The organism is Bacillus solimangrovi, assembly GCF_001742425.1.
Lineage (GTDB): Bacteria > Bacillota > Bacilli > Bacillales > Bacillaceae_N > Bacillus_AV > Bacillus_AV solimangrovi.
Window position 1 is genome coordinate 77,829 of the sequence record NZ_MJEH01000062.1, and the last position, 21,681, is coordinate 99,509.

The following is a 21,681-nucleotide window of genomic DNA, read 5'->3' on the forward strand; positions in this document are numbered from 1 at the left end:
ATAAAAAAGTTAAAAATGGTTAAATTTAGTTTCTTTTGAAAGGTTGTAAAAAAATAAATTTAGTAAATGCTAAATTTAAGAAACTATAGTAAAGGAGAATTTATGGTGAATAAAAATCGGATTATAACGTATTTGCTATTCATTGCGATGCTTACTACTATGTCTCCAATTGTTGAAGCGCAAGAATCAAAGTTACCTGAAGCAGCTATTTATATCGATAAACAACCTATAAATACGAGATATATTATGAGAGATGATCATTTACTCGTACCAGCTCTCTTTCTCAAGAATACTGGTGCTCAAGTTGATAAGAATGAAAAATATAATTCTATAGTATTTAAAATGAAAAATAAGCTGTTTTCGTTGCCGATTGGTACAAATTATTTAGATGACTATAATTCGTGGTTGGACATATGGAAAAGGAGTACTATTTCTACTGCGACAGTGAATTTTAGAGGAGAAATATTTGTTCCTTTAATAGATGTTGCTACTAAATTAGGAATGAATGTTACGTATGATTCGGTTAATAAGACTACATTAATTACGACCAATTACACGATAGAATCAAATTTAGTTCGTAATGTTAATACAACTGAAAAGCTAGTAGCCTTGACATTTGATGATGGACCAGAAGATAAATATACACCTGAAATCTTAGATATATTAAAAGAAAAGGGTGTAAAAGCAACATTTTATGTTGTCGGACAGCAAATTGAAAAATTTCCAGAACAGATGAGAAGAATTGTGAATGAAGGTCATGGCATAGGTAATCACACATGGAGTCATCCAGATTTGAAAAACAAATGGTCGGCAACTGTAAAGGAAGAATTATTATCGACTCAAGATCAAATCGAAAAAGTAGTAGGACTTCAATCAGATTTAGTTCGTCCACCATATGGTTCTTATACGAAAGCGGAGACGGTACTCTTTAATGAAATTGGTTTGAAAAATATTTTGTGGAATGTAGATACAGAAGATTGGAGTGGGAACTCTGCAGATGAGATCTTGAGTAATGTAAGAAAGGATCTTGCTCCAGGAAGCATTGTTTTACAACATAATTTTGGTGGTAACTTCTTAGACGGAACAGTTGAAGCTCTCCCAAGAATCATTGATGAATTACATGAGGAAGGATATCAATTCGTTACGATTCATACATTGTTAGATAGAGCAAAATGATGTTTTTAATAAAGTGTACACTTCAACAGATATAACCTCCTAATCGTTCAATAATTGGGAGGTTGTTTGTTTAATACGCCTTTTTATTTTTAAATTATTGAAAATTATGTAAAATTTATCAATAATCTAATATGTTTTAATAATGTGAGCTTATAATAATGTTGAGTCGTTATAATGAATGCATGGGAGGTAGATGCCTTACTTTAATATATGAACGTATTGGAGGAAGTGTATGAAGAAAGAAATAAATACGAGAGCAATCCTCATTACATTTATGATTGGAGCATTTTTCGCCTTTTTAAACGAAACATTGCTTAATATTGCGTTAACAGAATTAATGAATGTATTTAATGTGGATGCTCCGACAGTGCAGTGGTTATCGACCGGATTTATGTTAGTAATGGGAGTATTAATGCCTATATCTGCACTATTGATTCAATGGTTTACAACAAGGAAAATGTTCATTGGTGTTATGCTCATTTTTCTTATAGGAACAACTGTAGCTGCTGTAGCTGTCAACTTTCCGATGTTGTTAACTGGTAGGATGATTCAGGCAATTGGAACAGGATTATTAATTCCAACCATAATGAATGCGTTGCTTTTACTATATCGTCCTGAAGTTAGAGGAAAGATTATGGGCACATTTGGTTTAGTAATCATGTTTGCACCTGCAATTGGTCCGACTTTGTCAGGTGTAATTGTGGATACGTTAGGGTGGCGTTGGTTGTTCATATCTGTTATTCCGTTCACATTATTTTCAATTATATTTGCTGTGAAGTTTTTACAAAATGTAGGCGAAGTTACAAAACCGAAAGTAGACATTCTCTCAATAGTACTTTCTACCATTGGAATTGCAGGAGTTATATATGGTTTTAGTAGAGCGGGTGACCTTGAAGAAGGTTTCCTATCAACAACATTTCTTTTAATTATATTAATTAGCATCGTTTGCCTCATCATTTTTACATTCCGTCAGTTAAAGCTAGAGGAGCCATTATTAGATGTTCGTGTGTTTCAATATAGAAGTTATACACAAGGAGTCATTATATTTGTATTAGTGATTATGGCGATGTTTGCTTCTGAGATTGTGATGCCAATGTATTTACAAGGTCCACTTGGTTACTCGGCTAAGATGACAGGTTTGTTACTATTACCAGGGGCGTTACTCAATGGATTAATGTCACCAGTAATGGGTAGTTTATTTGATCGGTACGGTCCTAGAAAGCTAATTATCCCAGGTACAATAGTACTTGTTGCTGTTATGTTCTTTTTTAGCAGAATCGACTCTTCAATACATATTTGGTTTTTTGTTTTAGCTTATATTGCGCTAATGTTAGCTATCTCGGCAATCATGATGCCAGCGGAAACGAATGGATTAAATGCTTTACCGAAGAAGTTATATCCTCATGGAACTGCAATTGTGAATACAATACAACCAATTGGAGGAGCGCTCGGTGTTTCAATTTTTGTAAGTATCATGACACAAGGTACAAATAATTATCTAGCAGAAGCAGATTCAATAACAAATGAGGTAATGAATGAAGCAATGACAAGAGGTGTACATCACTCTTATTGGTTTGCATTAGTCATAAGTATTGTTGCTTTTATCACTGCATTATTTGTGAAAAAAGCAGTCGCACCAGATTTCGATAAAGACTAAGTCTAATTCCAATATAAATAAAGTATGACAAAACTTATTCATTATTATTAATAAGTGTTATGAATTGACATTAGTTAGATGTCTAACTATAATGGGTGTATGGTTAATAAAAATGCAATCTCATTAATCAGTAGAATTAGGGAACATGCTAACAAGTTCATTGTTTCAGAATTAGAGAAACGAGGAATAACAGGCATGGCACCATCTCATGGGGATATACTAATGGTTCTTTATCAACATGAGCAGGCTACAATGAAACAACTAGCAGAGAGCATTAAACGAACAAAACCAACAGTAACTGTTTTGGTAAATAAACTTGTTGATTTAGGTTTTGTTCAAAAGCAAAAAGGCAGTATTGATGGAAGAATGACGTATATTACATTAACTGAAGAGGGTGAAAACTTAAGGAGTGTTTTCTTTGAGATTTCCGATCAATTAAATGATGTCGTATATGATGGTTTATCTATCGAAGAGCAAGAGCAATTGCATCATATGCTAGAAAGAATTTTAGACCTGTTCTATGACGTATCCACTGATAAGAAGACTTCAAAATCTTTGAAGGACAATGAAGTTTAAGTGTCAGTCTTCTATGTCAGAATAAAGGAACCCCCTTTGATGGGAGTTATACTTCATCGTAAGATTCAATTTTATAAAAAAAATGAAATTAAAAGGAGTAATGAAAAATGAAACATTTAGTTCTTTATGCACATCCAAACCCAGCGAGTTTTAATCATGCAATTTTAGAAACAACAGTTAAAACGTTAGAAGGCAAAGGTCATGAAGTTGTAGTTAGAGACTTGTACGATTTAAATTTTGCTCCAGTTTTAAACGGTAGTGACTTTGAAGCATTCCAATCTGGACAAATTCCAGCTGATATCAAAACTGAACAAGATTTTGTAACAGATGCTGATGTAATTACGATGATTTATCCAGTTTGGTGGACGGGCCTACCAGCAATCTTAAAAGGTTATATTGATCGTGTGTTCTCTTACGGCTTTGCATATTCTTATGCTGAAGACGGTAGTATTAATCAACTTCTAAAAGGTAAAAAAGGAGTAATTATTAATACACACGGAACTCCAAAAGACATCTATGATTCAATGGGAATGACAGATGCACTACAAAAAACTTCTGCAACAGGGATTTTTGGATTTGTTGGTATGGAGCCACTAGAATATATGGCATTTGGTGCGGTTCCTTTAGTAGATGACGCGACTCGCAAAACAATGCTAACTCAAATCGAGGATAAGTTAAATTCAATTTTTTAATCATGCATAGTAGAAAAAAGCTCAAGATTTCTTGAGCTTTTTTTATGTTTTTTTGTAATAATTGGTTAAAATGATTAAAAGTAGACTGGAAAAATAGTGTTATTTCCAGTCTAGAATGGTATGATTCGATATGAATCATAAAATAAAGGTTGTGTCAGGTATTGTATAATAAACGATGGTTTCAATCACTTGTTGTCTCGATTCTTGTCTTCTTGTTAATCTTTTTCATTCAACGAACAGATGCCGTTTTTGAACCTGTATTCGCATACATAGGAGCGATTGCTTTTCCAATTATCTTATCGGGTGTTTTGTACTATATTTCTCGCCCACTTACTAGGTTTTTAAAGAAGCGAAAAGTCCCCCAAGTACTTGCGATTTTTATTACAATAATTATTCTTTTATGTTCAATGTTTTTTGTAGTGAGATTTATCGCACCGATTGCTCAAGATCAAATTACAAAATTATTGAATAACGTACCTAAAATGGTGAATAGTGCAGAGGATATTTTTTATTATTGGAAAGAAAGTCAGGAGATCTTTCCCGAACAACTGAATGATGTGATCGATGATGCGAGCAAAATGGCGATTGAGCACATTGAAGAGTTTACAGTTGGTATAACGACCTTCGTGATAACGGTTGTTTCACAATTGGTGCAATTTGTATTCTTACTCGTACTTGTGCCTTTTTTCTTATTCTATATGTTGAAAGATGAGGATAAATTTCAGCCATTTTTAACGAAATTTTTTAATGAGAGAAAAGGAAATAGTTTAAGACGATTATTACAGTCAATTGACCAAACATTATCAGCGTTTATTCAAGGTCAACTTACAGTTAGCTTATGTGTAGGGGTAATGTTATACATTGGTTATGTCATTATTGGTTTGGATTACTCATTATCACTTGCCCTTTTTGGAATCGTTACGAACGTTATTCCGTTTTTAGGTCCATATCTTGCAGTAACACCTGCGATTCTTGTAGCGTTATTTCAAGATCCTGTAATGGCATTATATGTGGCTGTGATTATGATTGTAGCCCAGCAAATTGAAGGAAACCTTATTTCTCCTAATATCATGGGTAAGGCCTTAAATATTCACCCAATTACGATTATTACACTTATTCTTGCAGCAGGTAGTGTGGCAGGGTTTTTAGGCTTATTGTTTGTTATCCCAACTTACGCAGTCGTTAAGACTATTATTTCACACTTTTATCATGAATGGTTACGAACGAAAGCAGATTAACTTATAGCTAAAAACAAAGGGTCGATGTTTTGTGATTAAACATCGATCCTTTGTTATTTAGTTCCAATCTCCTGTTTTTATGTGGATGACCTGACAGCTTGTGTTGCTTTATCAATCATATTATGAGAACTTTCGATTCCTATATATTCGTTACAGTTGTTGTTTAATCATTTATTACCGAATTTCGTATCTCCACTGTTTAAGTCAAGAATGCTTATGGGTTCGATGCTTCCAATAAGTTCTGAGATTATACGTTGTTTAATTGTCTCATTTGCATCTTCTTTCCTCTGTCTTTTTTCCATAAATGTTTCAAAGACTGAATCATCATTATTAAAACCAGAACTATAATACCACATTGTTGAAACCTTCTTACATTAGTTAACTAATAATATGATATTTTTCCTATCAATCGGACAGTCAATTCATTATACAGAGGTTACTGTCCAAGAAAAAATAGTGATTTTTTTTTTGTAACTCGCTATACATAGTGTGTAGAGATAAGAAAAAATAAAAGGAGCGATGTTATTAGTGTATGTTCTAAAAGGAAGACAAAAAGTGCCGAGTAGATCAAGGGATTAGCAGGATAAGTTGACGAAGTGAAGAGAAAGCTATCGTTCTTGTTTCTTTTGAGCAATCACTATTAAGGTGGTAATGAACTATTTAGGTGAAAATAAGTCATTTTCATTTCAAAATTGATTTTGTAAGAAATTCACTTTATTGACAATAATAATTGGTAATTTTGTAGATTATACAAGTTAATTACAGTATAATCTTACGAGAATTTACCTTTTATTGAAGAAAAAGTTAGAATATTTATGCTCTAACAGGAGAAATAGCTACATAAAAAATCAAGGGGGTATCATCCATATGGAGACGAATCAACCAATAACAACACAGAAGAAATCGCCATTGAAATGGATTATTCTTGTAATCATACTTGGAATAGGAGCTGGAGCAGCAGCTGTATATGGCTTTGGGATAAGTAATTCACCGAAAGCGCTATATTTACGAGCAGAATATAATACGTATAAGCAATTTCAAGAGGATCTGGATGAATATTATGGAGATGAATTAGCATTTCAAGAACGTGTTATGGATGAGCCTTCACGAACTATAACTGAGTTAAGTGGTAATTTTGATGTGCAAGGATCGTATCTTCCGCAGGAAATCGGCTTAGTTCAAAGTATTCTTGAGCAATTAACAATTAATATGACTTCAGAGCAAGATCCAACTAAATCAGAAAGCTTTGTGAATGTTGGATTAGAAATGGGCGGAGCGAATTTGCTTGATATGAATGTAGTACAGACGAAAGATAAGCTTGGTTTACAAGTTCCAGTACTATATGATCAAATGTTATACGTTGAGGCAGAAAATTTCGGTGAGGCAATGCGTCAGATTGATCCATATTATGAAGGACCTGAGCAATTAAATTTTGAAAGTTATAGTTATAAAGATTTCCAATTAACGGATAAAGAGAAAGAGCACCTTAAAGAAAATTATGGCTTATTCTTAGTTAGCCAGTTAACAGATGAACAGTTTACATTAGAAAAAGGTGTGAGTTATGAATTTAACGGTGTAGAGCAGAAGTTAGATAAACTTACGATAAGTTGGACACCTGAAGAAACAATGACCGTTATCAATCAATTGATTGATAAATTAATTGAAGATGCAGAACTTCAAACGATGATTGCTGACCGTGTTACGAAGTTTGCATCAAATCCAGCACTAGCAGGTGAACTTGGCGTAGATGACTTAAGTAGTCCTGAAAATGTTAAACGTTTATTTGTAGAGGATTTGAATGGACTAAAATCAGATATGGAAGATTTGGAGTTTCCAAATGGACTTCAATCTGTTGTTTATATAAATAACGATAAGCAAATTGTTGATCGAGAATTGGCAACAACTATAGCTGATAAACAAGATAATGGCGTTAAATTTGTCGTTTCAACTAAAAATGTTCCACTTGAAAGTAAGCAAGTTGCTCAAGGGTTTAAGGTAGAGATGGGTTCATTAGATGAAGAGGCGATAATTGAATTTGATGTAGTGAATGTGATTACAAAAGGCAAAGAGAGAAATGATGCTCTGACAGCAACTTTATATGTTGAAGAATATGGAAGAGTAGAAAATGATCTGAAATTTGAAATGAATTCAACTACTAACACTAATTCGGAAAATCGAGAGGTCGTCACTCATGACTTTAATCTCCTGTTTGATGGTCAAATGGTAGACGCAGGTCTTTCAGCTATAAGCGGTACAATAACAGAAGAGAAAGAGATTAATTTAAATGACGATTTTGGGATTTACAATTATGATATTGAATTGAATCTAGGAAATGAGGCTGAAGGGGCAAACATTAATTTTGTTATGGATACAAAAACAGAATTTACGGATGGAATTAACGTAGCAGATAAATTAAATGATGCAGTTAATGTAGCAGAAATGACTGAGGCTGAAATGATGCAACTACAACAACAAGTTTCATTGAGTGCTCAGCAGCTGATTATGAGTAATATGAATCTATTCATGCAATAGGTGATGATTGAATGAAAACCATCGTCCATCTATGTGCCTTTCAATTAAAGGCATTGTTACGAAATAAAAAAGGCTTGCTCATATATATTTTTATACCACTCATTCTATTGTTTAGTTTAGGTTTAGTAGGATTCCAATTTTTTTCTCAAAGTGAGCATGTAGAACCTTTCAAGATCGCTATCGTTGATCATGATGGTACGTTTGAAACGAGATACATCATTAATCAATTAACGACTCATGAACAATTACAAGCATTAATTGAACCAGTAAGTTTAAGTGAAGAGCAAGCAGGAGAATACATGAAAAGTAATATGATTGCGGCGATGGTTATTATTCCAGAAGATTTTAGTAAACATGTAGCACGAGGGAAAAATATACCGATTAAGGTTATTGGAAATTCCAGAAAACCTTTACAAGCTAATTTAGTGCGGCATTTGATGACAAGTGCCGCTTCTTTTGCATCTGCAGCTCAGAGTGGTATTAATACGGTTGATTTTTTTATACATAAGTCAAATATATCAAATGCGGAGCGGCGATCTGTGTACAAAGAAAATATTGTGACTTACTCTTTGTATGTATTAGGTAGAAATGAGATATTTGTGGAGAAGAACATCGAAGGATTACATCAGCGGAATCTTATTCAATATTACATGATCTCTTTGTTCGTCTTGTTGATATTTATTTGGAGTTTTAGTGGAATAACTCTCATGCATGGTCGAATTGAAGGTTCGTTAGCAAAGAGGTTGTTATCAAGAAATATTTCGAGTGTAGTAATTACTATTTCAAACTTGCTCTCACTCACAATTTTTATTTCAGTGTTATCTGTATTAATAGGAGTAGTTTGCTTGTTCTTAATAGATTTAATCTCGTTTTATGTACTTATTAGGTTCATTGGATATATGATTTTCAGTGTTTTTTCATTTGTTACTTTGTTTTACTTTGTCCATTCTATGATTAACAGTGAAAAAGTTTATCAGCTTATTGGGTTAATTGTTGTAGGTGTTGGTGCTGTAGCTGGTGGTCACGTTATACCGCCGGCCTATTTTAATGGATGGGTTGAGGTACTTCATTCAGTTCTCATAAATGGTAAGGCGTTACAATTGATGTTATCACTGTTTGAACAGAGTAGCGAAAGTAATCAAAGTATATTGATTTTTTTAATCTGTACATCGGTTGTGTTTGTAGGAATGACAATGTTACATGCTGTTAGAGAAGAGAGGAACGTTTAGATGAGGATGGTAGGTAGAATATTTTACCTGATGATATCAAAACCTTTGCTTCTACTCTTTTATTTATTAACACCTATTGTCCTCATCATTGTTATAAATCAGTTTTTCGAAGAAGGTCAAAAGCAAGTCGGCATTCCTATTATCGTTATTGATGAAGACCACACCGAGTTGTCAGAAACGATTGTTCACCGTTTGAAGAACATGGAAGGTAACGTTCGTTTTGTTGAACGTAATTTTGAACAAGCACAAAAACTTTTATTGCAAAATGAAGTTGATAGTGTGTTTGTGATTAAGGAAGGCTTCCACGATAGCTTAATAACTGAGCAGAAGAAAGAAATGATTGAAATATGGTTATCTCCTTATTCACTAGCATACGGAATAGTTAGAGAAGTGATCGCAAGTGAAGTCATGCGTTACTCTAGCGATGTCAAAGCAGCAAATGATGTCATAAAGTATTATGATAAACATCGTGTACCTTATGAATCAGATGAACAATTATGGAAAGATGCTTATGAGTATACTGAACAACAGTGGATTCCTAAGCCACTTATGACAATAAATTATGAGCAGGACGAAGGTTTAATTCAACCAGACGGAACCTTATTAGAGAAGGATCAAGTAGATTTTAATTTAAAAATATGGGTGTTTTTTACGCTGTTCATTATATTTTTATCCTGTGATTGGTTAGTTCGAGAACGTCATTTATTTTCTCGGATAAAAGTCTCATATCATGGATTAAGTCGTTATGTTATCCAAAAAAGTACTGTGCTCTTTATTGTACATAGTTCTCAAGCAACTCTTTCATTTTTGCTATTTTATAAGTCTCGTAGTTTGAACGAGTTTTTAGCGATGATTTTATTTATAATTTTATCCTTGAGTATTGGTGTAGTAATTGCTACGTTCTTTGGACGTAAGGAAAGCTATTATATTGCAAGTTTATTTATCGCGATTTTATTATTGAGTTCTGGAAGCGGTAATCTGCCTTTATCTCTTGAAATGAATTGGATGACAGACGTGTTAAGCTGGTCACCAATTAATGTTTTTATCGAATCATTTTATTCACTAAGTTGGTTGTATCATGTATGGTTATTGTTCTTAAGTGTATTCTTTTTAGGAATTGGATTATGGAAGTTGAGGGTCACTTATGATTAAAATAGAAGGATTGCAAAAAAAGTACGGTTCGAAAGAAATATTAACGAACATCTCGCTGCATGTGAAGAAAGGAGAAATATTTGGTTTGCTCGGTTCAAACGGAGCAGGAAAATCAACGTTACTATCAATCTTATCAAGTTTAATTAAACCATCAGATGGTGTTGTCAAGATAGGTGAGTACTCTATTTTAAAACAGCGGCGTAAAATCAGAGAAATGATAGGGTTTGTACCTCAAGAAATTACGTTAGTAAACGATTTAACGGTTAAGGAAAATATGAAGTTCTGGAGCCATTTTACGAACAGAAAGGTAGACGAACGTTACTTACGGGCTCTTTGCGATAAGGTTCAATTGAATGAACAATGGAATGATAAAGTTAGTAACTTATCTGGGGGCATGAAGCGTAAATTGAATATTGCAGTATCGTTGATTCATGACCCGCAAGTACTGTTAATGGATGAGCCAACGGTTGGAATTGACCTACAGTCGAAATGGGAGATTAATCAATACATTAAGGAGTTAGCCTCCAATGGAAAAACAGTGCTTTATACGACACATGATGTAGAGGAAATAGTGAATGTTTGTGATCGCATAGGTGTATTAAAGAATGGAACTATGAGCTTTGTTGGCACAGTAAAGGAAGCTAAAAATCATATAGATATGAACAATGAGCACGAACTAAGTGACCAAGAAGTAATATATCGTTTATTAACACGTGACTAGAAATAGATTAATTGTAGTAAGAGTATCTAATAGGTAATAATTCTCGTTTACACCTCTACTAAGGATGATAGTTTAAACACATTTAAAGGATTGTTTATTAATAAAACGATAGTCTAAGCTCTGTACGTTTGTTACAGCTTAGGCTTCTTTTCATTATAGCTCATATGTCTTAATTAAACGTTTGATTAAGTTAGTTAGAACTTATTAGAGGTTTTGAAAACGTTGTCGAAATTACACAATTCTTCTCGAAAAAGCAGTAGATGTATAGTGAATAATGTGATAACTTGAATTTACTACATGCGCTACTATTTTATGTTATTTGAAGATGGTTTCATGGTAGTGGTGTAGTTTAGAAGAATAATTTGTTATTCATCGCCTACAGAAATCTATATGTACATACTAAGAAAGGAATGAATGCAATGAATAGGTGGATACCACTTTTTCTAGCTCTTTTTCTCATTATGACGGCAGGTTGTTCAGCTAGTAAAGAGTTAGAACGTGATGAGCCGATAAGGATTGGTATTATGCTATCTGATGTAGGATTGGGAGACCAATCTTTTAGTGACGCTGGATTCACTGGCTTAATGCGTGCACGAGATGAGTTGGGAATAATGTTTGATTATCGTGAGCTTGAAGATGGTGATGATTATGAAGAGCAATTAAGAGATTTAGTTGCACAAGGTAACGATCTTGTGATTGGGCTTGGGTTTATGGTTCAAGAAGCGATAGAGAAAGTAGCAGAAGACAATCCTGAACAACAATTTTTATTAATTGATGCAGTTTCAGACTCTTCAAATGTTCGTTCTCTCACTTTTAAAGAAGATGAAGGTAGTTATCTAATAGGAGTGCTTGCTGGATTGAAAACGACGACTAACACTGTCGGTTTTATCGGTGGAGTTGATGTACCACTTATCCGTAAGTTTGAAAATGGTTTCAGACAAGGTGTGAAACATGTAAACCCTGAGGCTGAAGTATTAGTGAGTTATGCAGGTAGTTTTGGAGATGACAAACTAGGTGCACAAGAAGCAAATACGTTGATTGATAACGGAGCAGATTTCATCTATCCTGCTGCTGGTTTTACAGGGGTTGGTGCACTTCAGATGGCACAGGAGAAGGGGATATATGGATTCGGTGTTGATACGGACCAATATTTCTTAGCTGAAGAAGCTGTTGTTAGCTCAATGGTGAAGAAAGTCGATGTGGCTGTATATGAAGTGATCGATACTCTCGTGAAAAGTAAGGAGTTGACGAGTGAACATTTCCAATTCGGTCTAAAAGAAAAAGGTGTCGGATTGGCTCCAATTCGAATAATTGATCTATCAAATGAAGAACAAAAAATACTAGATAAGGTTCAAACAGACCTTATGAATGGAACCATTACAATCCAGTAACAGTCGAAAGGAAGTGCTTTGTACGTTATGAAGGTGAAACACAGACTTCTAGTAAATGCTGCAGTACCACTTGTCGTATCACTTTTAATAATAGGAGCTATTCTCTCTCAAATGCTTCAGTTTCAAACATCTAACGAAGAAGAGGTAGGACGTCTGATTGCAGTTCAACAATTCAATGGGAAAGTCACATCAGTTAAGCAAAGCTTAAACAATTTTGCGTTTAACATGACAGATGGAAACAAGTTTGATGTCGAACGAGAAATTCATGATATTCAAGAAGCATGGGTTGCTTTACAACCATTAATTGTTGGTATCGTATCCTCTGAATCGTTAGAACGTTTATCCACTAAGTTAGATGAATTAGAATCAGGGGCACTTAAAGCTGTTCAAGAAGCAGATAGTTCTAGTGCAACAAGGCAATCAATAAGAACGCTAGGAATAACGAATGATTTATATTTACTAAACAAAGAGGCTGAATATAAGTATGAGAATGGGTTATTTCAGCAAGAACAGAAAATTTCATTTATCATTTCATTTACATTAATTGCTGGGGTGTTATTGCTACTCATATCTTTGGGTATGACATGGCGTACAACAAATAAAATTACGAAACCAATTCATGCACTTGTCGTTTCTGCAGAAGAAATTGCTAAAGGAGATTTAACGAAAGAGGTTTCAGTGACAACTGGAAAAGATGAAATTAGTAAGCTTTGGAATTCTTTTTGTCATATGAGAGATAACTTAGTCCAAATTATTGATTCTGTTCACACAGCAGTAGCAGAAATTGATAAATTTAGTGTACAACTAAAAGGTGAAGTGGATCATGTAGCAGAGATGAATGAACAAGTTGTAGTCTCTACTGACGGCATTTCACAAGGGTCGCAATCGATTGCTTATGATTTACAAGAAGCTGTAGAGTATATGGATAAAATAACAAAGAGTATCGTCAATAATACGAATCATTCTAATGTAGCTGTAAACTATAGTAAAGAAGCTGTTGAAGCAATTGTAGAAGGAAAAGAACTTGTTGAAAAGCAGCATTCACTCACTAAACAGAATACTGAATCAATGCATTCAATGCAGGAATCTTTTCGGAAATTTAGTGATTATACAAGTAATATTAAGCAAATGGCAAAAATTGTTGATGATATTACAGGTCAAACAAACTTACTTGCCCTAAACGCAGCAATAGAAGCGAGTCGAGCTGGTGAAGCAGGAAAAGGATTTGCTGTCGTTGCCGAAGAGGTAAGGAAGCTTGCTGATCAGTCAGCAGAGGCTACACGTGAAATCTTTACGCTTGTCGAGAAAATTCACGAAGCGATGGTAGAAGTTGAAGGTTCAGTGGAACATGGTACTAAATTAATGAATAATCAACAATCAGCTATGTATTCAACTGTTTCTGCCTTTAATTTAATTGAAGGTCATATTCAGCACATTTCACAATCACTTTTGGATTTATCAGCTAGTATGGAGCTTTCAAAGCAACAAAACGAAAAAATTGCTGAAACGATTGAGAGTATTAGCTCAGTTACTGAAGAATCTGCAGCAGGCTCAGAAGAAATATCTGCTTCAGCATATGAACAGCTTGGGGCATTTGAGCAAATGAATAATGGAGTAGCTAAACTTCATGAGATGACAATCGAGTTAGAGAAAAAGCTAGACGTCTTTCAACTGAAGAGTTAATAAACATGTTATAATGTACCAAAAAGGGGGATAAGTATGCTTAGTGATAAGTTATTAACAGCATTAAATGACCAAATGAATTTCGAATTTAAGTCGGCAAACGTATATTTAGCTATGGCAGCATACTGCTCAGCTGAAAGTTATGATGGATTCGCGAACTTCTTTCTCGTTCAAGCAGAAGAAGAACGTTATCACGCGATGAAGATTTATAATTATATAAATGACCGCAGTAAGCGTGCTACCATTACGGGTTATGATACACCACGTAATGAATTTGAATCTGTGTTAGATGCATTTGAAACAGCGTTCAAACATGAAAAAGAAGTAACGAAACGTATCTATAATTTATCTGATATAGCATTGGACGAGCGTGAACATGCTACGATTCAATTTTTAAAATGGTTTATAGATGAACAAGTTGAAGAAGAAGCAATGTTTGATTCCATTATTGAGAAACTAAAACGCATAGAGCAAGACAGCAATGCGTTCTTTATGCTTGAAGATGAATTCTCCAAACGTTCATTCACTCCACCAGCAGAATAAAAAAACAAGAACCCAAGCTGCATTTATGTAGCTCGGGTTCTTTCATGAAAAAAGGAGGTATGACGTAACATGAACTACCACAGGTTCACTTATAGTATATGAATATTTTGTGAGATGGATTGGACATTTATCATTTATTCTTTCTTTTCTTAATTAACATGATTATATATAACATTAATAGAGGAATCGATCTTCAGTAAGAATATCTTCTGTATTTGCAATTGCAGAAATCGTTGCGCCTGCTGTCTGTGCATAACTACCAAATGCCTCAATTTGTTCTCCTTCGTCTTTCCTGCCTCTAAGAATGTAGATTGCCCCGATTGCCTCAATCATAGCCCCTATCGCTTGTAGTGATGCACCTTGAATAGCCAGACGTGTAAGCTCATCAGGGTCTTCATCCATACTTGCACTTATTGCCTCAAATGTTGCCCCAATTGATTGCAATGAATCACCGACAACATCTAACTTAGTACCTTCTTCTTCTTCACCTTGCAGTTGTATTGTACCAGCAACAGCATTAGCCGAGTTTCCAGCAGCCTGAGTCCACGCCCCAATAATGGCAAACTGTAAACCTGCTTCTTCTTCATCTGTAATTGAGAGGGCAACTGCTTGGAAGGAGTTTCCTACCGCTTCTACGCCATTACCAATAACAACTAGTTCTGTTCCAATTACTTCTGCTTCTTCAGTTTCTCCCTTAACAATAATAGTGGAGCCAATAGATGCAATTACCGCACCTGTAACCTGAGTCCAAACCCCGATTATTTCCAAAAACTCATCGAATGTTATCATTCATTACCCTCCTTTTTTAGTTAATGTATTCTTGTACAAAAATATCCGTATATGTAATAGCACAAATATTGACGAATTGTACAACTAATTTTATAAGGTTTACTTATGTGTCTAAATCTGTATAAGGATATAGATACTTTAGTTGGAATGATGTTTAATGCATTCTTTATAATGTATGAATTAAAATTAAAGCAAGTGAGGGCACCATTACTATTTCATGTTAAAGAAATGTTAAATTAATGCATTTTACTTTCTCTACATAATCGAATAATATTTTAAAGACAATGTTGTACTTAAAATGTTATGAAGTTTCTTTACAAGATAGATGGAGGATTATGTGATGCATTTCATTATGAGAGGGTTATTGATTGGTTTTGGATATACTTCTATTGGTTTGGGGATCGTCGGGATAGTTTTACCGTTAATTCCGACAACACCATTATTATTATTAGGTGCATATTGCTTCTATAAGTCATCACCGAAGCTTCATGATAAATTAATGAGTAACAAGGTTTTAGGAGAATATATTAAAAGATGGCGTTCTGGAGAAGGTATCCCATTAAAATCAAAAATTACTATAATTTTATTACTGTGGATAGGTATGGGTTATTCAATTTTTATGGTGCCTTTTGTATTTATGAAGATCGGATTGCTAGTAATGGCTAGTTGTATGACGATTTTTTTACTGTTTATGAAAAGTTCGAAGTAACATAAGAGTTGGAATTTCGGTGATGTGGTTCCTTTATTGTGGTATAGGTTATAAGAAAAAGCTTGGAAGCAAAACAATAATTGTCGGTATTCTACTTATTTCGACAATTATTGCGAGAGTCATTTGTTAGAATATTATTATAAATTGACGAATATAATGTTTGTAAGGTGATAGTAGATTATGAGTGACTTTTAGATAGTCGTTGTATGAATCAGGAAAATAGCAGTTCTTTTTAACTGCAAAATATTATTTTTTATTACCCTATAATATGATAGTTCACAACCTTTATCCTCAAAAACTCAAAAACAGGCATATTTTATAGGGATTTATGTCTAATTAGTAAGAATTTATGCGCAATTTCTTGAAATTTCAGTTCTGTTATTTCAAAATAGAGATAGTAGTCTAATTTATATAAGGAGACTTCACTATGATAACAGTGATTTCTGAAAAGTTAGCGAATAAACTTGCTAATGCAACAGATTATCATGAGGAAGAGGATTATTTGCGATATAGCTTCGAGATAATCATCGGATATGTCATTAAGTTTGCTATATTGTTTTCATTAGCAAATCTATTAAACATTACTTTACCTATCTTTGCGTTAGTAGTTGCGTTTGTGTCTCTCCGTGTTATAACAGGAGGAAACCATTTATCTACATTTGTATCATGTATGGTATTTAGTATTCTATTTATTATTCTAACTGGTCTTGTATTTATCTATTTTTCCTCGTTGGTTGCACCTTCACTATTTATCACGAATGCTACTATTATTCTATCAACTTTTTCATGTTTACTATACGCACCGATACAAAATCGAGAAAGAGAAGTAAATAAAAATGAAGTACGAAAACAAACCCTTGTTATGTTGTTATTTTGGTACATTATTCTCTTATTAATGGTATTTTTTAATGTGTCAGAACAAATCTACTTCTCAATTATTGCAGGTGTGTTGTTGCATCTTTTGTCGATTATACCGTTAGGAACAAAGGGGATAATACGGTTAGATCATGTACTTCATAAAGGAGTGGGAAAGTGATGAATAAATCATTAAGATTGTTTGCAGCAGGTTTAGTTTCATTAGCGAAAAAAGAAGAGAGTTCTAAAAGCTCATTCCTCTTGTACGAACCTCGTAAACCAGAGAGCAAAGAGGAAAGTAAATGAGTAAGATGAAGGTACTTATTGTAGATGATGAGCCAATGATTTTAAAACGTTTGACAAAGATGTTAGAAAAGACTAACGAGATAAAGGTCATTTCTGTAGAATCAGCTGTAAATTTTGAAGAGAAATACGAAAAGATTTCGCCTGATTTTGTTATTTTAGATATTGACCTACCTTGTAAAAGTGGCCTAACGTTAGCACGAAACATAAGACAGCAAAATCAGGAGATTCCTATTGTTTTTTTAACAGGTCATGCAGAATACGCATTGGAAAGTTATGATATTGGGGTAATCGATTATTTGTTAAAACCCATAACTGAAGAAAAGTTGTATCGCTGTATTGAGCGTGTCCAAAGGGCATTACATATTAATGATTCATCATGGGAACGGATTGAAAAAATGTTCATTAGTCCAGGTAAAATTGTCATTAAGCAAGATGCCAATCTAGTATTTTTGGAAACTGGAAATATATTGTTGATTAAAAAAGATGGTAGGAAAACGATCATTATTTCAATGGAAGAACAAGCAGGACAGTTGAAAGAGACTGTTCATTATACGAGTGAAAGTATGAAAGATATTCATAATCGGTTGGATCAAAATATGTTCATCCGTACACATAATAGCTATATTATAAATTTGAAGTGGGTGTATGAGGTAGTCCGTTACTCTACAGAGGCTTACAAGGTTAAGTTCAAGTATACGAAGGAGTATGCACTTCTTAACCGAGCAAAGTTAACATACTTAGTGCAGAAAATGAAGTGAGACAGGTGACTCCTATTGGGCATTGTATTATTAACTATTTTAGTATCTATACCAGAAATGTTCATGAAAACGTTCTTTGCAATGACCATATATCAACCATCTATACGAATTAATAAAATTAGAATGGCTATTTTTGTTACAGTTGCGGCTTCATCGACTCATATTTTTAGAGCAATCTTGCCACCTTTTGAGTTATTTCTACTCAGCACTTTTTTATTTTCGATCATTGTATTAAAGTATAGTCTAAAAATGTCATGGCTCAACTCATTTATTATTACAATGATTGGTTATATTGTACAAGCAATTTGTGAGTTTACTGTTATTTATATTGCTCAAGAGACAGCTAATATAACATTATTTGATATTCAACAGTCAACTAAATTGAAAATTTCATTATTTTATATATATTTTATTCCTTTACTTATGGTTACACTTTATTTGAGAAAAAGTAGACGGTCAGAAAAAATAGAAAAATGGTTTAATTCAAAGTATAAATGGGTAACATTATTTATCTTTATACAGTTAATTATTGGGCTGACAACACATATGCTCTATTACTTAGAATTACCTCCTAATTTTGCTAACTTAATGCGTTATCCATTTTTTGCGGTATTAATGATTGTAGTGACGATTATTATGTTGTTATATTTGAGAGGAATTCATAACCAAGAAATTGCGAAAAATATTGAGCTGGCTGAACAGCCATTAATAGAAGAAATGGATAAGTTAGTGAAGCAGTGGCGCAGTTACAAACATGATTTCTATAATCATATTGAAGTATTGCAAATGCTAATTAATGAACGAAAATATGATGAGGCACAAGAGTATATGCAATCGATATATAGACATGCTGTTCAATCAGAGGAGAGTTTCCCATTCAAACAGCCTGTTATACAGGCACTATTAAATGCAAAAGCTGTCCAAGCTCATGATGCAGGTATTCATTTTTCGGTGAAGAGTGACGAGCTTTTCTTATTTCCGAATATGAAAAGTTATGATGCTGTCATTGTGCTTGGAAATTTGATTGATAATGCAATTGAAGCATTATCTTGCAGTTCTCAGCAAGACAAACATATTAATATAACATATAGGCGAATCTTAAATGTATTTGTTTTAGAGATTTCAAATAATGGCCCGTCGATTCATGAACGAAGGATAGAAAGAATTTTCGACCATGGTTATACTACGAAAGAAGCTCAAGGTAATCAAGGAATAGGGTTATATACTGTGAAGGAAATAATCAATAGATATGGTGGAGAATTAACAGTTGAATCAACTGAGGAGAATACATTGTTTGAAATTTCAATGGTGGTTAATACGTGAGACATGGTAGAAATGAGGGGGATTTATGGAGAGAATCGAATTGTTGACGATGAAATGGTCGAGTACAGTTAATGTTAATAGTTCGTTAGAAATCATTCATTATATACGAACATTAATAGGTGAATTTCAACAAGATTATCCTAAAGTTGTGAAAGAAAGCTTAATATTGAATTTAGCAGAACTTGTTGATATATTACTTGCAGTCGAAAAGAAACGGTAGTTAATTGTTTAACTTATTAATCTCTTTTTGGTAGCGGTTTAAGATTACATCAAGTTTTTTGCTTTGTTCAATCGTTTCTTTAGCATCTAGTCCCTTCTCTAATCCAATTTGAATCATTTCTTTTCGAGTAATTCCAATTAATGTTTGTAAGTAATCTAGATAATTGGACGAAGGATTGTTAACCACAGCTCACACCTCTTTCAGGACTCTATGAGTTAATTTATAATTTAATAGTATATAATTTTTGACAGAAATGTAAATGTTTTTGACAAAGAAAGACAATATATTCAATGAAAAAATAAAAACCCCCTATATTAAAGGGGGTTTTTAAGCTTATTCTGGATTATTACGCATAAATTTGTATGAAAATTACTTAAAGTAAGTAGTAGTTATTATTCATAGACGGTTGAATAAGTTTTGTAACCACCATCAAGGTTAGTAACATTAAAGCCATGTTGCTTAAGAATTTGAGTTGCTAAATAACCTCGTAAACCAACTTGACAATAAACATAAATTTGGTCGTTTTTAGGGAATTCATCAAGCCGATCACGAATTTGATCTAATGGAATATTAATCGAATTCATAATGTTACCGTTCTTATATTCATTAGGTTCACGTACATCTACGATGAATCCTTTCTCGTTTTCTATTAATTGATGTAGTTCATACCACTGTATATTCGTTGTGTCTCCTTCCAATATGTTAGTAGCAGCATAGCCTGCCATATTTACAGGATCCTTAGCAGATGAGAATGGAGGTGCATAAGAAAGCTCCAAATCAGGTAAATCTCTGACTGTTAATCCTGCTTTGATAGCTGTAGCAATAACGTCTATCCTTTTGTCTACTCCTTCTTTCCCAACCGCTTGGGCACCAAGAATCTTCCCATCATCTTTAGAAAATAAAAGCTTTAATGAAATTGGATATGCTCCTGGATAATATCCTGCATGTGATCCAGGATGGACATGGACCATTTGATGAGGGATATTTAACGTTTTCAATGTTTTTTCATTATTTCCAGTGGAAGCAGCAGTAAGATCAAATACTTTTACAATGGACGTACCTAAAGTACCATTATAGCTGGCTTCTTTCCCACATATATGGTCTGCTACTAGACGACCTTGACGATTCGCAGGCCAAGCAAGTGGGATTTGAGTTGGTTGGGAATTAATATAATCAGTTACTTCAATTGCATCACCAATTGCATAGATAGAATTGTCGCTTGTCTGTAAGTGTTGGTTTACTTGAATACCACCACGTTTTCCGAGTGATAATCCGGCATCCTTGGCAAGTTTATTTTCTGGTGATACTCCAATTGCAAGGATGACCATGTCAGTTGTAATTTTTTTACCGCTATTTAAAGAGACGGTTTTCCCATTTTCCTCAAATCCTTTTACGCCATCTTCTAATATAAGCTTTATCCCATTTTGTTCGACGTGTTTATGAATGATAGTTGCCATTTCATAATCAAGAGGTCCGAGTAATTGATTAGCCATTTCGATAAGTGTTACATCAATTCCACGTTCAACTAGGTTTTCAGCCATTTCAATGCCAATGAAACCACCACCAATTACTACTGCACGTTTAGGTTTAGTTTCTTTTACATAGTTCACAATTCTGTCAGTATCAGGAATATTCCTAAGTGTGAATAAGTTATTTGCGTCTCTGATGCCTGGGATAGGTGGTTTAATTGGTGCTGCACCAGGGGAAAGAATTAATGTATCGTAATGTTCCTCATATGTTTCACCAGAGTCAGTTTTTTTGATGGTGATCTTTTTCTCAGCACGATTGATAACAGTTACTTCACTTTTGATTCGAATATCAATACGAAATCGCTTTTCCATTCGTTCAACAGTCTGAACGAGTAATTTTTCACGCTCATTAATTATGCCCCCAATATAATATGGCAGCCCACAGTTGGCAAACGAGATATATTCGCCTCGTTCGAATAAAATAATTTCTGCATTTTCATCTAATCGACGTAATCGTGAAGCAGCTGTTGCACCGCCTGCAACACCACCGACAATTAAAATCTTTTTTGACATGTATATACTCCCTTTCTGTTAATTATAAGTTCAACACATCCAATATACCATAGGGGGTTTATTTTTGGGAGGAGATTATGTTGAGAATG

Annotated in this window: 22 protein-coding genes; 18 read left to right on the top strand and 4 right to left on the bottom strand. The window is 33.9% G+C overall.

What is annotated here, in order from left to right; genetic code table 11:
• Positions 1-105 precede the first annotated feature (105 nt).
• From BFG57_RS16640 to BFG57_RS16660, 5 genes are all read left to right on the top strand, one after another.
• On the top strand, positions 106-1,176 hold the full coding sequence (locus tag BFG57_RS16640; RefSeq protein ID WP_245676782.1) for a polysaccharide deacetylase family protein: 1,071 nt from the start codon (positions 106-108) through the stop codon (positions 1,174-1,176).
• Between the two features lie 232 nt (positions 1,177-1,408).
• On the top strand, positions 1,409-2,833 hold the full coding sequence (locus tag BFG57_RS16645) for an MDR family MFS transporter (RefSeq protein ID WP_069718620.1): 1,425 nt from the start codon (positions 1,409-1,411) through the stop codon (positions 2,831-2,833).
• Positions 2,834-2,911: 78 nt separating this feature from the next.
• Complete coding sequence (locus BFG57_RS16650; RefSeq protein ID WP_245676783.1) at positions 2,912-3,409, top strand: MarR family winged helix-turn-helix transcriptional regulator; 498 nt, start codon at positions 2,912-2,914, stop codon at positions 3,407-3,409.
• Between the two features lie 107 nt (positions 3,410-3,516).
• Positions 3,517-4,101 (top strand): NAD(P)H-dependent oxidoreductase, encoded by a 585-nt coding sequence (locus BFG57_RS16655; protein WP_069718622.1) that lies wholly within the window; start codon positions 3,517-3,519, stop codon positions 4,099-4,101.
• Positions 4,102-4,262: 161 nt separating this feature from the next.
• On the top strand, positions 4,263-5,339 hold the full coding sequence (locus BFG57_RS16660; protein ID WP_069718623.1) for an AI-2E family transporter: 1,077 nt from the start codon (positions 4,263-4,265) through the stop codon (positions 5,337-5,339).
• Between the two features lie 167 nt (positions 5,340-5,506).
• Here BFG57_RS16660 and BFG57_RS16665 read toward each other — a convergent pair whose 3' ends face one another.
• On the bottom strand, positions 5,507-5,695 hold the full coding sequence (locus BFG57_RS16665; protein WP_069718624.1) for a hypothetical protein: 189 nt from the start codon (positions 5,693-5,695) through the stop codon (positions 5,507-5,509).
• Positions 5,696-6,206: 511 nt separating this feature from the next.
• Between BFG57_RS16665 and BFG57_RS16670 the strand changes: the two genes are divergently transcribed.
• The 7 genes from BFG57_RS16670 (at position 6,207) to BFG57_RS16700 (ending at position 14,590) form a co-directional block, all read left to right on the top strand.
• On the top strand, positions 6,207-7,871 hold the full coding sequence (locus BFG57_RS16670; RefSeq protein WP_069718625.1) for a DUF6583 family protein: 1,665 nt from the start codon (positions 6,207-6,209) through the stop codon (positions 7,869-7,871).
• Positions 7,872-7,882: 11 nt separating this feature from the next.
• Positions 7,883-9,100 carry an ABC transporter permease gene (locus tag BFG57_RS16675; RefSeq protein ID WP_069718626.1) on the top strand — a complete coding sequence of 406 codons (1,218 nt, stop codon included), beginning with the start codon at positions 7,883-7,885 and terminating at the stop codon, positions 9,098-9,100.
• A gap of 30 nt (positions 9,101-9,130) precedes the next feature.
• Positions 9,131-10,252: an ABC transporter permease gene (locus BFG57_RS16680; protein WP_175428381.1), complete on the top strand. Its 1,122-nt coding sequence runs from the start codon at positions 9,131-9,133 to the stop codon at positions 10,250-10,252.
• Positions 10,245-10,973: an ABC transporter ATP-binding protein gene (locus tag BFG57_RS16685; protein WP_069718628.1), complete on the top strand. Its 729-nt coding sequence runs from the start codon at positions 10,245-10,247 to the stop codon at positions 10,971-10,973. The genes BFG57_RS16680 and BFG57_RS16685 overlap by 8 nt, the downstream gene beginning before the upstream one ends.
• A 419-nt stretch (positions 10,974-11,392) precedes the next feature.
• Positions 11,393-12,364, top strand: a complete 972-nt coding sequence (locus BFG57_RS16690) for a BMP family lipoprotein (protein ID WP_069718629.1) — start codon at positions 11,393-11,395, stop codon at positions 12,362-12,364.
• Between the two features lie 579 nt (positions 12,365-12,943).
• Positions 12,944-14,047, top strand: coding sequence for a methyl-accepting chemotaxis protein (locus BFG57_RS16695; RefSeq protein WP_425388527.1), 1,104 nt, complete (start codon positions 12,944-12,946; stop codon positions 14,045-14,047).
• A 36-nt stretch (positions 14,048-14,083) separates the two neighbouring features.
• Positions 14,084-14,590, top strand: a complete 507-nt coding sequence (locus tag BFG57_RS16700; RefSeq protein ID WP_069718631.1) for a ferritin — start codon at positions 14,084-14,086, stop codon at positions 14,588-14,590.
• A 174-nt stretch (positions 14,591-14,764) separates the two neighbouring features.
• On the opposite strand, the gene BFG57_RS16705 is transcribed toward BFG57_RS16700, so the two are convergent.
• Positions 14,765-15,379, bottom strand: coding sequence for a DUF6944 family repetitive protein (locus BFG57_RS16705; RefSeq protein WP_069718632.1), 615 nt, complete (start codon positions 15,377-15,379; stop codon positions 14,765-14,767).
• A gap of 340 nt (positions 15,380-15,719) precedes the next feature.
• Here BFG57_RS16705 and BFG57_RS16710 point away from each other — a divergent pair, with 340 nt between their 5' ends.
• The 6 genes from BFG57_RS16710 (at position 15,720) to BFG57_RS16730 (ending at position 19,550) form a co-directional block, all read left to right on the top strand.
• Complete coding sequence (locus BFG57_RS16710; RefSeq protein WP_069718633.1) at positions 15,720-16,088, top strand: YbaN family protein; 369 nt, start codon at positions 15,720-15,722, stop codon at positions 16,086-16,088.
• A gap of 427 nt (positions 16,089-16,515) precedes the next feature.
• Complete coding sequence (locus tag BFG57_RS16715) at positions 16,516-17,124, top strand: accessory gene regulator B family protein (RefSeq protein WP_069718634.1); 609 nt, start codon at positions 16,516-16,518, stop codon at positions 17,122-17,124.
• The gene (locus BFG57_RS19500; RefSeq protein WP_281186710.1) at positions 17,124-17,249 is read left to right on the top strand and encodes a hypothetical protein; all 126 of its coding nucleotides are present in this window, start codon (positions 17,124-17,126) and stop codon (positions 17,247-17,249) included. The genes BFG57_RS16715 and BFG57_RS19500 overlap by 1 nt, the downstream gene beginning before the upstream one ends.
• A complete protein-coding gene (locus BFG57_RS16720; protein WP_069718635.1) occupies positions 17,246-18,007 on the top strand; it encodes a LytR/AlgR family response regulator transcription factor in 762 nt (253 codons plus the stop codon). The genes BFG57_RS19500 and BFG57_RS16720 overlap by 4 nt, the downstream gene beginning before the upstream one ends.
• Before the next feature lie 15 nt (positions 18,008-18,022).
• Complete coding sequence (locus BFG57_RS16725; RefSeq protein WP_069718636.1) at positions 18,023-19,330, top strand: sensor histidine kinase; 1,308 nt, start codon at positions 18,023-18,025, stop codon at positions 19,328-19,330.
• A 25-nt stretch (positions 19,331-19,355) separates the two neighbouring features.
• A complete protein-coding gene (locus tag BFG57_RS16730) occupies positions 19,356-19,550 on the top strand; it encodes a hypothetical protein (protein ID WP_069718637.1) in 195 nt (64 codons plus the stop codon).
• Here the strand turns inward: BFG57_RS16730 and BFG57_RS19355 are convergent, their stop codons facing one another.
• On the bottom strand, positions 19,551-19,736 hold the full coding sequence (locus BFG57_RS19355) for an aspartyl-phosphate phosphatase Spo0E family protein (protein ID WP_069718638.1): 186 nt from the start codon (positions 19,734-19,736) through the stop codon (positions 19,551-19,553).
• A 206-nt stretch (positions 19,737-19,942) separates the two neighbouring features.
• Positions 19,943-21,592 (bottom strand): CoA-disulfide reductase, encoded by a 1,650-nt coding sequence (gene cdr / locus BFG57_RS16740; RefSeq protein ID WP_069718639.1) that lies wholly within the window; start codon positions 21,590-21,592, stop codon positions 19,943-19,945.
• Positions 21,593-21,681: the final 89 nt, after the last annotated feature.